Source organism: Acidovorax sp. JHL-3, from assembly GCF_000526295.1.
GTDB lineage: Bacteria > Pseudomonadota > Gammaproteobacteria > Burkholderiales > Burkholderiaceae_C > Acidovorax > Acidovorax defluvii.
This window is the reverse complement of the sequence record NZ_JAFU01000004.1, coordinates 526,540-539,937: the sequence shown is the minus strand read 5'-3', so window position 1 is coordinate 539,937 and position 13,398 is coordinate 526,540. Positions and strand designations below refer to the sequence as shown.

Sequence of the window (13,398 nt, the reverse complement as noted above, 5' to 3'; positions counted from 1 at the left end):
CATCGGTCGCAGGCGTTTCAACCAATTGCAGGGATTTACACACTGACATAGACTGTATGCAAATACGTTCATAACTGCCAGCCACTGGAGACATGCATGCCGGATCGCCAGCCTTCTTCTTCCCGTCGTAAGTTCTTTGCAGGCGCCGCCACGGTGGGCGCCGCTGCAGCAGCTGTGGCCACGTTGCCCCGCATGGCCCCGGCCGATGCCGTAGTGGCCGAGGTCGCTCGTGTGGCCCCTGAAAAAGGCGGTGGCTACTACGTGTCGGACCACGTCAAGCAGTACTACAAAACCACCCAACTCTGACAGCGGGGCACGCCATGTTGCTAACCAAGAAGTCTTCGCACGCCCACCAGGGCACCTCCGCACCCGTTTCGCCGTTTGTGCACAGCCTGCGCCGGGGCTTGTCGCAGGCGCTGCCCACCATGGACCGCCGTTCTTTCCTGCGCCGTTCTGGTCTGGGCGTGGGGGTGGGTATTGCTGCAACGCAGCTCACTCTGGTCAAAAAGTCCAACGCTGCCGAAGGCGCCAAGGTCGCCATCGGCGACAGCAAGCTGGAAGTGCGTCGCACCATTTGCACCCACTGTTCGGTGGGCTGCGCGGTGGATGCCGTGGTGGAAAACGGCGTGTGGGTACGCCAGGAGCCCGTGTTCGATTCCCCCATCAACCTGGGTGCTCACTGCGCCAAGGGTGCGGCCCTGCGTGAGCACGGCCACGGCGAATACCGTCTGCGGTACCCGATGAAGCTGGTGAATGGCAAATACGAGCGCATCAGCTGGGATACGGCCCTGACAGAAATCACCAACAAGATGCAGGAGTTGCGCAAGGCCAGCGGTCCCGACAGCGTCTACTTCATCGGGTCTTCCAAGCACAACAACGAGCAGGCTTACCTGCTGCGCAAGTTTGTGAGCTTCTGGGGCACCAACAACTGCGACCACCAGGCCCGCATCTGTCACTCCACCACGGTGGCCGGCGTTGCCAACACCTGGGGCTACGGCGCCATGACCAACTCGTACAACGACATGCAAAACAGCAAGGTCGCCCTGTACATTGGCTCCAACGCGGCCGAGGCCCACCCGGTGAGCATGTTGCACATGCTGCATGCCAAGGAAACCGGCTGCAAGATGATCGTGGTGGACCCGCGCTTCACCCGCACCGCCGCCAAGGCGGACGAATACGTGCGCATTCGTTCCGGCACCGACATTCCTTTCCTGTTTGGTCTGCTGCACCACATCTTCAAAAACGGCTGGGAAGACAAAAAATACATCAACAATCGTGTCTATGGCATGGACAAGGTGCGTGAGGAAGTGCTGGCCAAGTGGACCCCCGACAAGGTCGAAGAGGCTTGCGGCGTCAAGGAAGACCAGATGTTCAAGGTCGCCAAGATGCTGCACGACAACAGCCCCGGCACCATTGTCTGGTGCATGGGCCAGACGCAGCATTCCATCGGCAATGCGATGGTGCGCGCCTCGTGCATCCTGCAGCTGGCTTTGGGTAATGTGGGCAAGACCGGCGGCGGTACCAATATTTTCCGTGGCCACGACAACGTGCAGGGTGCCACCGACGTGGGTCCCAATCCCGATTCGCTGCCCGGCTACTACGGCTTGGCCGAGGGCTCCTGGAAGCACTTTGCCAAAGCCTGGGGCGTGGATTTCGAGTGGATCAAGGGCCGCTACGCTTCGCCCGCGATGATGAGCAAGAACGGCATCACCGTGTCGCGCTGGATCGATGGCGTGCTGGAGAAGAATGAGCTGATCGACCAGGACTCCAACCTGCGCGGCGTCTTCTACTGGGGACATGCTCCCAACTCACAGACGCGTGGCCTCGAAATGAAGCGGGCCATGGACAAGCTCGATCTGCTGGTGGTGGTCGACCCCTATCCGTCGGCTACCGCAGCCATGGCGGCCATGCCCGGCAACCCCGAAGATCTGAACCCGGACCGCGCGGTGTACCTGCTGCCAGCTGCCACGCAGTTTGAAACCAGCGGTTCGTGCACGGCATCCAACCGCTCGCTGCAGTGGCGCGAAAAGGTGATCGAGCCGTTGTGGGAGAGCCGCAGCGATCACATGATCATGCACCAGTTCGCAGAGAAACTCGGCTTTGCCAACGAGTTGTCCAAGAACTACAAGATGCAGAAGGTCAAGGGCATGGACGAGCCTGTGCCAGAGGACATCCTGCGTGAAATCAACCGCAGTGTCTGGACCATCGGTTACACCGGCCAGAGCCCCGAGCGCCTGAAGGCCCACATGAAGAACATGCACTTGTTCGACGTGAAAACCCTCAAGGCCAAGGGCGGCAAGGACAAGGAAACCGGGTACGACTTCACCGGAGATTATTTCGGACTGCCCTGGCCTTGCTATGGCACGCCCGACCTCAAGCACCCGGGCTCTGCCAATCTGTACGATACCTCGCGCCACGTCATGGACGGTGGTGGTAATTTCCGCGCCAACTTTGGCGTGGAAAAGGATGGCATGAATCTGCTGGCCGAAGATGGATCGCACTCACTGGGCGCAGACATCACCACCGGCTACCCCGAGTTTGACCATGTGCTGGTCAAGAAGCTGGGTTGGTGGGACGAGCTGACCGACGCCGAGAAGACGGCGGCCGAAGGCAAGAACTGGAAGACCGATTCCTCGGGCGGCATCATCCGCGTGGTCATGAAGAACCATGGTTGCCATCCCTTTGGCAACGCCAAGGCGCGGGCCGTGGTGTGGAACTTCCCCGATGCGATTCCCCAGCACCGCGAGCCCATCTATGGCACGCGTCCCGATCTGGTGGCCAAGTACCCCACGCACGACGACAAGAAGGCTTTCTGGCGCCTGCCCACGCTCTACAAGAGCCTGCAGGACAAGAATGTGGCCGACAAGGTCTACGAAAAATTCCCGCTCATCATGAGTTCCGGCCGTCTGGTCGAATACGAAGGTGGCGGCGAAGAAACCCGCTCCAACCCCTGGCTGGCCGAGTTGCAGCAAGAGGCGTTTGTGGAAATCAACCCCAAGACGGCTGCCGACCGGGGCATTCGCAACGGCGAGCGCGTGTGGCTGAGCTCTCCCACGGGCGCCCGCCTGAATGTGCAGGCGCTGGTCACCGAACGGGTCGCACCGGACACGGTCTGGATGCCTTTCCACTTCTCTGGCCGCTGGCAGGGTGCCGACATGCTGGCGCACTACCCGAAGGGGGCCGCCCCCATCGTGCGGGGCGAGGCTGTGAACACCGCCACTACCTATGGATACGACAGCGTGACCATGATGCAGGAAACCAAGACCACGATCTGCAACGTGGAACGGGCTTGAGCGCACCGCGCTGACCAGGAGACAGAACAATGGCACGAATGAAATTCATCTGCGATGCAGAGCGCTGCATCGAATGCAACGGCTGCGTTACCGCCTGCAAGAACGAGCACGAGGTGCCGTGGGGCGTGAACCGCCGCCGCGTGGTCACCCTCAACGACGGTGTTCCCGGCGAAAAATCGATCTCGGTGGCCTGCATGCACTGCAGCGACGCGCCCTGCATGGCAGTCTGCCCCGTGAACTGCTTTTACCGCACGGACGAAGGCGTGGTGCTGCATGACAAGGATGTCTGCATCGGCTGCGGCTATTGCAGCTACGCTTGCCCGTTTGGCGCACCCCAGTTTCCGTCGCAAGGCACGTTCGGCGTGCGCGGCAAGATGGACAAGTGCACCTTCTGCGCCGGTGGCCCCGAGGCCAATGGCAGCCAGGCAGAGTTTGAAAAGTACGGGCGCAACCGGTTGGCTGAAGGCAAGTTGCCAGCCTGCGCCGAGATGTGCTCGACCAAGGCCCTGCTGGCGGGTGATGGTGATGTGGTTGCCGACATTTTCCGCAACCGTGTCGTTCAGCGCGGCAAAGGGGCCGAAGTGTGGGGCTGGGGCACCGCCTATGGCACACAACAGGGTGCCCAGCCACCTGCAGGAGCCAAGCCATGAAACGTATTTCCATCACCCTGACGGCGGTATTGGCCCTTGCCGGCCTGAGCGCCTGCACCGAAAAACCGCAGACCGGTGGTGGCGTCAAGCAAGACGCTGCACCCTTCGCGGGCACGGGTAGCAATTTCACCCAGCCGGGCTGGAAAGCAGGCGACAAGGCGGGCTGGGAGCAGCATCTGAAGGCGCGCCAGCAATACGGCCAGAACGAATACACCCGCACCCAATAAAGCGAGGCCCGTTATGAAACACATCGTGTGTGCCTTGTTGTTGGGAATGGCATCGGCGTTGGGCACCGTGAACGCTCAGACGCCTGCGGCCCCTGACGTGGCTCCCGCACCTTCCGCTGCGCCTGCAGTGGCAGGGATTCAGAGCCAGAACATCTTTCAGGTGAAGCCCGACGCCAGCGCCGACCCCCAATACGCTGAGCAGACCAACGGCGAGCGCGGTAAGGTGCAGCCGGGCAACAACGCGCCGATGTGGCGCCAGGTGGGGCAGGGCGTTACCGGCTACAGCAGCCTGCCCTTGAGCCAGGCGCCCGAGGCTGGCAACCTGATTCAGCCGATGGTGCAGTACCCAGGCGCGCGTTTCACCAACGCTGGCGAGGGTTGGCGCCAGGTGCGCAACCAGTGGATCATTCCTTATGGCGCGGCCTTGCTGGGCATTGTGCTGCTTGCCTTGGCGATTTTCTATTTCACCAAGGGTTCTCTGGGGCATGAGCACCCTGAATCGGGCCGCAAGATCGAGCGTTTCACACCGTTTGAGCGCGCCGCGCACTGGGCGAACGCCGGTGCATTCATTGCCCTGGCTATTTCGGGCATCGTGATGGCGTTTGGCAAGTTCTTTTTGCTGCCTGTCATGGGCAGCACGCTGTTTGGCTGGCTGGCCTACGCGCTCAAGAACGTGCACAACTTCATGGGCCCCTTGTTTGCCGTCTCGCTGCTGGTCATCATTGTCACTTTTGTGAAGGACAACATTGCCAACCGCGCCGATTTTGTCTGGCTGAGCAAAGGCGGCGGCCTGCTCGGCAGTGGCGATCATCAGGTGCCGTCGCACCGCTTCAACGCGGGCGAAAAGGGATTGTTCTGGTGGGGCATCACCATTCCCGGCATCGTCGTGGTGGCCACGGGCCTGGTGCTGGACAAGCTGATTCCCGGCTTTGGCGATGTGCGTGGCGACATGCAGGTCGCCCACATGATCCATGCTGTGCTGGCGATCTGGATGATGGCCTTGATCTGCGGTCACATCTACATGGGAACCGTCGGCATGCGTGGTGCCTACAAGGCCATGAAAACCGGCTACGTCAGCGAAGGCTGGGCCCGTGAGCACCATGAACTTTGGTATGACGATGTCCAGGCGGGCAAGATTCCACGGCAACGCAGCGCCAGCCACCCGGCGGCCGATGCTGCCGCAACACCATCTGCGGGTCGTCCCGCGCAGGTATGAGGTTTCGCACCATGACGCATTTTTCCCGTTCCTCGTTGCTGGCGCTGTGCGCAGCCAGTGTTTGCACGTTGGCATCTGCCAAGCTGCCTGCACCTTCGCCAGAGGCAGCTGCCAAGGCTGCCGAAGCAGCTGCCAAGGCCGCCTGGGCTGGCAAGGTGGGCAACTACAAGCTGTGTCTGTCGCAAGATCGCGTGGCCGCCCACTACCGCAACACGGCACCATCGGCCAAGCCAGCCGCTGCGGTGGGTTCGGGTTGCACCGATCCCGGCCCCTTTGCCTACACGCCCCCAGCGGCCAAGCCCGCTGAGGCAGCGGGCGCGCATTCGCCACCAGGCACGGCCAGCAGTCCACCCAGCACCCTGGTGCCCGCTGCGGCAGCCGCGTCTGCACCCAAGTCCTGAAGGCAGCCATTGCCTGGATGAAAGCCGTGTCCACTTTGTGGGCGTGGCTTTTTTTGTAGCAGGACCGGACCGACGCCCTGCGGACAGTGCGCAGATCGTCGCAGCACCAGTGCAGCCCGTCATCGACAGTCCCCGCGCCATGCCGCATGAGCGGCTGCCGCGTATATTGGCACCATGAAACGTTCCTCGCACTCTGCTTCTGTTGTGCCAACGCTGCCGCGTCTTACGCAAGCCCAGGCGCCTCTCACCCACAGTGTGGAGGTTGTCAATGAATGGGGCGAGCGGGAGCAGGTGCAGATTCCCGCAGAGCGGCCGCTCACCATCTACGTGGACAAACGCGAGCTTGTCACCCTGATGACCCTGGGTGCGCAGCCCGAATTGCTGGTGCTGGGCTATCTGCGCAACCAGCGGCTGGTGCAATCGGTGCAGGACATCGAATCCATCACCGTCGATTGGGAAGTCCATGCGGCAGCGGTCAAGACGCGCCACGGCATTGCGCGCATCGAAGAACGCACTGCCAGCAAGGTGGTGACCACGGGCTGCGGCCAGGGCAGCGTTTTTGGCGGACTGATGGACGAGGTGGATCGCATCGATCTGCCCGCGGCACAGCTCACCCAGGCGCAGCTTTATGGCATCGTCAATGCCATCCGCATCAAGGAAAGCACTTACAAGTCTGCCGGCTCAGTGCATGGCTGTGCGCTGTTTTGCGGTGAAGAGTTGCTCATCTTTGTAGAAGACGTGGGCCGACACAACGCCATCGACACCATTGCCGGCTGGATGTGGATGCAGGCCGGTGAAATGGCCGGAAGCGACAAAGTCTTCTACACCACGGGGCGGTTGACCAGCGAGATGGTCATCAAATCGGCCCAGATGGGCGTTCCCATCGTGGTGTCGCGCAGCGGCATGACGCAGATGGGCCACGCCGTGGCGCAGCAACTTGGCCTGTGCGCCATTGGCCGTGCAACCAACCGTCGCTTCGTTTGTTACAGCGGCGCCGACCGCTTGCTGCTGCAGCCCGAACTGGCGGTGGTTCCGCCTGTCGCACCTGTCGCTGTAGGCTAACGGGCGTCTCGCATAACAACCATGCTGCATGGACCTGGCGGCGCGGCCCACCTACGATGGCTTGGGCAAGCCCCTAAACCCGCTTCGGGGGCGCAATTGCGCTAAGGTTCGCTTCCATGAATCTGTCCTTTTTTCGCCTGGGGTTGCGCACCCTGGCCCGTGACCTGCGTGCGGGTGAGTTGCGCCTGCTCATGGTGGCTGTCACCCTGGCGGTAGCGGCGCTGACGTCGGTGGGTTTTTTTGCAGACCGGTTGCAGGGAGGGCTTCAGCGTGACGCCCTGCAATTGCTGGGCGGTGATGCCGTGGTGGCCAGTGACAACCCCACGCCCCCCGCCTTTGCCGAGCGTGCGCGGGCGCTCGGCCTGCAGACCGTGACGACCATGGGCTTTCCCACCATGGGCCGGGCCAGCGATGTGCAAGGCGGTGCCACCAAGCTCGTGGCCCTCAAGAGCGTGGAGCCGGGCTATCCCTTGCGCGGCAGCCTGCAGGTGGCCGATTCGCCCGATGCCATGCCGCAGCCCACGCGGGATATTCCTGCGCCGGGCGAGGTATGGGTGGACGCCCCCTTGCTGGAAGCGCTGGGGCTGTCGATGGGCGACATGTTGCTGCTGGGCGATGCCCAGTTGCGCATTGCACGCATCATCGTGGTGGAGCCCGACCGGGGCGCCGGTTTCATGAGCTTTGCGCCGCGCGCCATGCTCAACCAGGCCGATGTGCCCGCCACCGGCCTGGTGCAACCCGCCAGCCGCCTGACCTACCGCTTTGCCGTGGCCGGTTCGCCTGCAGCCGTCAAGGCTTTCAGCGAATGGGCTGCCATCGAGGCGACAAAGCCCGAAGTGCACGGCGTGCGGGTCGAGTCGCTTGAAAGCGGCCGCCCCGAGATGCGCCAGACGCTGGACCGCGCCCAGAAATTCCTCAATCTGGTGGCCCTGCTGGCGGCATTGCTGTCGGCCGTGGCCGTGGCGCTGGCAGCGCGCGGCTTTGCGGCCGACCACCTGGATGCCTCGGCCATGCTGCGTGTGCTGGGCCAGAGCCAGCGCGCCATCGCGGGCGCCTACACCACCGAGTTCGCGCTGATCGGTTTGTTTGCTAGTGCGATGGGTGTGGCGCTTGGCTACCTGGTGCACAACGTGTTTGTGCTGCTGCTGGCGGGGCTGGTGGAGTCGGCACTGCCCGCGCCTAGCCTGTGGCCCGTGGCATTTGGCCTGGGCATGGGCCTTACGCTGCTGCTGGCCTTTGGGCTGCCGCCGGTGCTGCAACTGGCCCAGGTGCCGCCGCTGCGCGTGATCCGTCGCGACATGGGTGGGCTCAAACCCGTGTCGCTGGTGGTGCTAGCGGTGGGCGTGGCCGGTTTTGCAGCACTGCTGCTGGCCGTGAGCAGCGACCTGGCGCTGGGGCTGATTGCCGTGGGTGGCTTTGCTGCAGCCGTGGCGCTGTTTGCGCTGCTGAGCTGGGGCGCGGTGAAACTGCTGCGCAAGAGCGTCAACGAGTCCACCGCACCGCGCTGGCTGGTGCTGGCCACGCGGCAGATATCGGCCCGCCCGGCCTATGCCGTGGTGCAGGTCAGCAGCCTGGCCGTGGGGCTGCTGGCGCTGGTGCTGCTGGTGCTGCTGCGCACCGACCTGATTTCCAGCTGGCGCCAGGCCACCCCGCCGGATGCGCCCAACCGCTTTGTCATCAACGTCATGCCCGACCAGGCCGAGGCCTTTCAGCAGGTGCTTCAAGACGCTGGCGTGGCCCGCTACGACTGGTACCCGATGATTCGCGGCCGCCTGCTAGCCGTGAACGGCCAACCCGTGGGGCCGGACAGCTATGCCGAAGACCGCGCCAAGCGCCTGGTGGATCGCGAGTTCAATCTCTCCAACGCGGTCGAAGCGCCCGGCCACAACCAGGTGGTTGCCGGCCAATGGACGCCGGGCGAAGAAGGGGCCATCAGCGTGGAAGAAGGCATTGCGCAAACCCTGGGCCTGCAGCTGGGCGACCGCCTGCAGTTCGACATGGGCGGTGTGCAGAACGAGGCCCGCATCACCAGCCTGCGCAAGGTGGACTGGGGTTCCATGCGCGCCAATTTCTTCGTGATGTATCCCGTGGCCAGCCTCAAGGATGTGCCCGTGACCTACCTGGCCGCTTATCGGGCGCCCGACAAGGCGGGTTTTGACAACGCGCTGGTGCGCCAGTTTCCCAACATCACCAACGTGGACATGGGCGCCACCATTGCCCAGGTGCAGCGCGTGCTGGAGCAGGTGATCCAGGCGGTCGAATTTTTGTTTGCCTTCACGCTGGCCGCCGGGCTCGTGGTGTTGTTCGCGGCCGTCACCGCCACGCGCGAAGAGCGCGCGCGCGAGTTCGCCATCATGCGTGCCATGGGGGCCCGTGCCAGCCTGTTGCGCCAAGTGCAGCGCGCCGAACTGGTGGGCGTGGGGTTGCTCGCGGGCTTTCTGGCCAGCTGCGTGGCCGTGGGCGTGGGCTGGGCCTTGGCGCGGTATGTGTTCGATTTCGCCTGGACCGCCGCACTCTGGGTGCCGCTGGCGGGGGCCCTGGCGGGCGCGGTGCTGGCGCTGGCGGCGGGCTGGTGGGGGCTGCGCGATGTGCTGAACCGCCCCGTGGTGGAAACGCTGCGCCGTGCCGCAGAGTAGGTGATGGCGTGCGACCGTTGCCTCGACAATTTTTGATATTGATTTGATAGCTGCTAGCGCTTGATACCATTGGGCTAGAGCCTGTTTTTATATGAATTCTTCCGTCCCTGATGCGCACGCAGACCGCTCCGACCCCGCAGCCGCCGAGACGCCCTTTGCGTGGATCGGCGGTGAAAGCCGGGTGCATGCGCTCACCGAGCGCTTTTACGACCTGATGGACCTGGAGCCCGGCTACGCCGAGCTGCGTGCCGCCCACGGCAATGAGCTGGCCGATGCCCGGCAAAAGCTCTTCATGTTTCTGTGCGGCTGGCTGGGCGGGCCGTCGTACTACACCGACCAGTTTGGTCACCCTCGCCTGCGCGCGCGCCACATGCCTTTTGCTATCGGCATCAAAGAGCGCGACCAGTGGGTCGCCTGCATGGACCAGGCCATGGGAGAGACGGGCGTTCCCGACGCGCTGCGCGCGCGCCTGCGCGAAAGCTTCATGGGCACCGCCGACTGGATGCGCAACAAGGGCGTTTGAGGTCGTTGAACAAACGCTATTAAATTAATAGCTGTTAGCGCTTTCCTACAAAAGGTTTTAGCCGTATCTCATGCATATTTTGCGAATATGGTGCTGTGGCGCTTGCGCACAGTGAACGTCGGCGCTCAGATCCCGGTCGGACAAGCCATCTTCGGCCGTTAAGATGTTCCCATTCAATCAAATGGGAGGTGGGATATGTCGGCAACTGCATGGATTTTTCTGGCGTTGGTCGCCGTGGTGGTGATTTGGGCCATCGCCGTTTACAACCGTTTGGTGCAACTGCGCAACCGCATTGCCAACGCCTTTGGCCAGATTGATGTGCAGCTCAAGCGCCGCTACGACCTGGTGCCCAACCTGGTGGAAGTGGCGCGCGGCTACCTGGCCCACGAAGCGGCCACGCTGGAGGCGGTGATCAAGGCGCGCGGCCAGGCGCAAGGTGCGGCGGCCGCAGCGCGGGCGGCGCCCACCAGTGCCAGCGCCATCGGTGCGCTGGCGGTGGCCGAGCAGGCCCTGGGTGGCAGCCTGGGGCGCCTGATGATGGTGGCCGAAAGCTACCCCGAGCTCAAGGCAGACGCGACCATGCAGTCGCTCAGCGAGGAGCTCACCAGCACCGAAAACCGCCTGGGTTTTGCCCGCCAGGCCTACAACGATCAGGTGCTCGACTTCAACGACCAGGCCGCGCAGTTTCCGGCCATCGTGGTGGCCCGATTGCTGGGGTTTCCCACGGCCCCCATGCTCGAATCCACGCGCAGCGACGAAGAGCGGGCCGCGCCCAAGGTGCAGTTCTGACCAGCTTCCCGCATAAGTCATCCCCATGAAATTTTGGGACCACCAGCACAGCGCCCGCAGCGAAACGCGGCGGCTGCTGCTCGCCTTTGCACTGGCCGTGGCCGTGCTGGTGGCGGCCGTGCATGGGGCGCTGGTGGTGGCCTGGCTGCTGATGGTGGCGGTGCTGCCGGTGCATTTGCCGTTTCCGGCCGGTTTTCTGGCCGTGAACGTGGGGGTGTCGCTGATGCTGGTGCTGGGCGGTTGGTGGGTCGAAACCTCCAACCTGCGTGCGGGTGGCGTCAAGCTGGCCCAGCGCATTGGCGCGCGCGAGGCCCGGCCGTCCGTGTCGCATGCCGAGCAACGCCTGTGCAACATCGTTCAAGAGCTGAGCATCGCCGCCCACATGCCGCAGCCGCAGGTCATGGTGGTGCCGCGCACCGATGCCATCAACGCCTTCGCCGCCGGGTGGGACGCGAGCGATGCCGTGGTGGCGGTCACCCAGGGCGCGCTGGATCACCTCAAGCGCGAAGAGTTACAGGGCATGGTGGCCCACGAACTGAGCCATCTGCACGAGGGCGACACGCGCCTGAAGATGCGGCTGGCGGGCATGGTGTTTGGGCTGGAGCTGGTCTACAACTTTGGCGACGAAGTGCGCGAACGCCGTGGTCTGGCATGGCTGTTTGGCTCGGCCATCATGTTGGCGGGTTTTGCCGGCTGGCTGGCGGGCCGCATGCTCAAGGCCGCTGTGTCGCGGCAGCGCGAATACCTGGCCGATGCCCGCGCCGTGCAATGGACGCGCAGCCGCGACGGCCTGGGCGGAGTACTGCGCAAGGTGATGGCGCAGCGCCGCGACACCCCCGCAGGCTACGAACGCGCCACCCACCAGGGCCTGGCACACCCTGCCGTGCAGCACATGCTGCTGGTGGACCTGCCGGGCGCTGGCGCCATGGAGCGCTGGCTCGACTCGCACCCCACGCTGGCAGAGCGTGTGCAGCGCATCTATGGCCGCAGCATGCAGCCGCTTGCGCTCACCCCCGTTGACGAGCCGCCCGAGGCCGCCCGACGCGCGGGCACCGTGGCGCCGGGCGCCGTGACGCTGGCGTCACTGGTCGATCCGTTCGCCCGTCTGTAAATCTCGCTTGCCAGGGCGCCCCACCAGAGCACCTTGCGCAGGATGACTATCGCGGCGCCGGGCCCGCAGCGGGCGCAGGTTTTTGCAGCATGCCCCGGGTCTCGATGAACTTCACCACTTCGGCCACGCCCGCCTGCGTTTTGAGGTTGGTCATCACAAAGGGCTTGAGGCCCTGTGCGTTGGTGCGCATGCGCACAGTGTCGGCGCGCATCACCTCCAAGTTTGCGCCTACGTGCGGGGCCAGGTCGGTCTTGTTGATGATGAACAGGTCGCTCTTGGTGATGCCGGGGCCGCCCTTGCGGGGGATTTTTTCGCCCGCGGCCACGTCGATGACGTAAATGGTGAGGTCCGAGAGCTCGGGGCTGAAGGTGGCGGCCAGGTTGTCGCCGCCGCTTTCCACAAACACGATGTCGGCGTTGGGAAACTCGCCGAGCATGCGGTCGATGGCCTCCAGATTGATGGAGCAGTCTTCGCGGATGGCGGTGTGGGGGCAGCCGCCGGTTTCCACGCCCAGGATGCGCTCGGCGGGCAGGGCGCCGCTCACCGTGAGCAGGCGCTGGTCTTCTTTGGTGTAGATGTCGTTGGTGATGGCGATGAGGTCGTAGTCATCGCGCATGGTCTTGCACAGCATCTCCAGCAGCGTGGTCTTGCCCGAGCCCACGGGGCCGCCAATGCCAACGCGCAGCGGTGGCAGGTTTTTGGTGCGGTTGGGGATGTGGTGCAGTGTGGACATGGTTCTACTATTAAAAATATAGCTGCTTGCGCATTATCTATAAGGGCTACGACCGAAAAAGCCTTGAATATTGGACTTCGTGCTGGGCCGAAAGGATGGCCAGCATGGGCGAGAAAGCCTGGCGCTCACTGTCCATCAGACCGATGGCGTGGTCTGCAGCGGCGGGGATGGCATCGGCCAGGCGCGCCAGGATGCGCTGGCCTGCGCTTTGGCCCAGCTGCATGGATTTGAGGGCGGCCTGCACCATGTTCTCGGCCCAGCCGAAGGCGTAGGCCAGCAGCACCTCGCGCACGCTGGCCTGCGTGGCGGATGCGGCCAGCGCAAAGGCGACGGGGTAGGTGGGGGGCAGTGCGGCCAGGTGGCGCACGGCGGGCATCACCTCTTCATTGCCCTGGTGCTGGTTGCGCAGCCAGTCGGCCATCGACCGCCCCATCTGTTCGGCCTGCAGCCGCAGCTCGCTGGTTTCGCGGGTGTGCAGCACCCAGTCGTTGAGTTCGCGCACATGCACCCAGTCGGCACGGCGCCAGGCGCCTGTGGCCTTGGCGATCAGGGCCATGTCGCCGCGTGCCTGGGTGATGTGGAGCTGGTCCAGCAGCCAGTCGCCCACGGCGGATTCACTGGAGATGCCCGCGTTTTCAATGGCGCTCTCCAGCCCCTCGGAATACGAAAAACCGCCCACAGGCAAAGCCGGGGAGGCCAGCCACATCAGCTGCAAAAAGCTGGCGGCGGGCAGGGAGGCGGTGCGGTCCAGGCGCAT

Annotated in this window: 13 protein-coding genes; 11 read left to right on the top strand and 2 right to left on the bottom strand. The window is 64.0% G+C overall.

Going from position 1 to position 13,398, the window contains the following annotated elements:
* Positions 1-96: 96 nt before the first annotated feature.
* The 11 genes from K226_RS0117840 to K226_RS0117790 all read left to right on the top strand — a co-directional run bounded on the left by K226_RS0117840 (position 97) and on the right by K226_RS0117790 (position 11,908).
* On the top strand, positions 97-306 hold the full coding sequence (locus tag K226_RS0117840) for a hypothetical protein (RefSeq protein ID WP_024816085.1): 210 nt from the start codon (positions 97-99) through the stop codon (positions 304-306).
* 14 nt (positions 307-320) lie between these two features.
* Complete coding sequence (locus K226_RS0117835) at positions 321-3,293, top strand: formate dehydrogenase subunit alpha (RefSeq protein ID WP_024816084.1); 2,973 nt, start codon at positions 321-323, stop codon at positions 3,291-3,293.
* A gap of 29 nt (positions 3,294-3,322) precedes the next feature.
* Positions 3,323-3,943 (top strand): formate dehydrogenase FDH3 subunit beta, encoded by a 621-nt coding sequence (gene fdh3B, locus K226_RS0117830; RefSeq protein ID WP_024816083.1) that lies wholly within the window; start codon positions 3,323-3,325, stop codon positions 3,941-3,943.
* Positions 3,940-4,170, top strand: a complete 231-nt coding sequence (locus K226_RS0117825; RefSeq protein ID WP_024816082.1) for a hypothetical protein — start codon at positions 3,940-3,942, stop codon at positions 4,168-4,170. The genes fdh3B and K226_RS0117825 overlap by 4 nt, the downstream gene beginning before the upstream one ends.
* Positions 4,171-4,183: 13 nt before the next feature.
* Complete coding sequence (locus tag K226_RS0117820) at positions 4,184-5,386, top strand: formate dehydrogenase subunit gamma (protein ID WP_024816081.1); 1,203 nt, start codon at positions 4,184-4,186, stop codon at positions 5,384-5,386.
* 11 nt (positions 5,387-5,397) lie between these two features.
* On the top strand, positions 5,398-5,787 hold the full coding sequence (locus K226_RS0117815) for a hypothetical protein (protein ID WP_024816080.1): 390 nt from the start codon (positions 5,398-5,400) through the stop codon (positions 5,785-5,787).
* A 174-nt stretch (positions 5,788-5,961) separates the two neighbouring features.
* Positions 5,962-6,849, top strand: a complete 888-nt coding sequence (locus K226_RS0117810) for a formate dehydrogenase accessory sulfurtransferase FdhD (RefSeq protein ID WP_024816079.1) — start codon at positions 5,962-5,964, stop codon at positions 6,847-6,849.
* Positions 6,850-6,965: 116 nt separating this feature from the next.
* Complete coding sequence (locus K226_RS0117805; protein WP_024816078.1) at positions 6,966-9,485, top strand: ABC transporter permease; 2,520 nt, start codon at positions 6,966-6,968, stop codon at positions 9,483-9,485.
* A gap of 91 nt (positions 9,486-9,576) precedes the next feature.
* Positions 9,577-10,008, top strand: coding sequence for a group II truncated hemoglobin (locus tag K226_RS0117800; RefSeq protein ID WP_024816077.1), 432 nt, complete (start codon positions 9,577-9,579; stop codon positions 10,006-10,008).
* A gap of 195 nt (positions 10,009-10,203) precedes the next feature.
* The gene (locus tag K226_RS0117795) at positions 10,204-10,797 is read left to right on the top strand and encodes a LemA family protein (RefSeq protein ID WP_024816076.1); all 594 of its coding nucleotides are present in this window, start codon (positions 10,204-10,206) and stop codon (positions 10,795-10,797) included.
* Between the two features lie 25 nt (positions 10,798-10,822).
* Positions 10,823-11,908, top strand: coding sequence for a M48 family metalloprotease (locus K226_RS0117790; protein WP_024816075.1), 1,086 nt, complete (start codon positions 10,823-10,825; stop codon positions 11,906-11,908).
* Positions 11,909-11,954: 46 nt separating this feature from the next.
* On the opposite strand, the gene ureG is transcribed toward K226_RS0117790, so the two are convergent.
* Positions 11,955-12,641, bottom strand: coding sequence for an urease accessory protein UreG (ureG, locus tag K226_RS0117785; protein WP_024816074.1), 687 nt, complete (start codon positions 12,639-12,641; stop codon positions 11,955-11,957).
* 46 nt (positions 12,642-12,687) lie between these two features.
* Positions 12,688-13,398: an urease accessory protein UreF gene (locus K226_RS0117780; RefSeq protein WP_024816073.1), complete on the bottom strand. Its 711-nt coding sequence runs from the start codon at positions 13,396-13,398 to the stop codon at positions 12,688-12,690.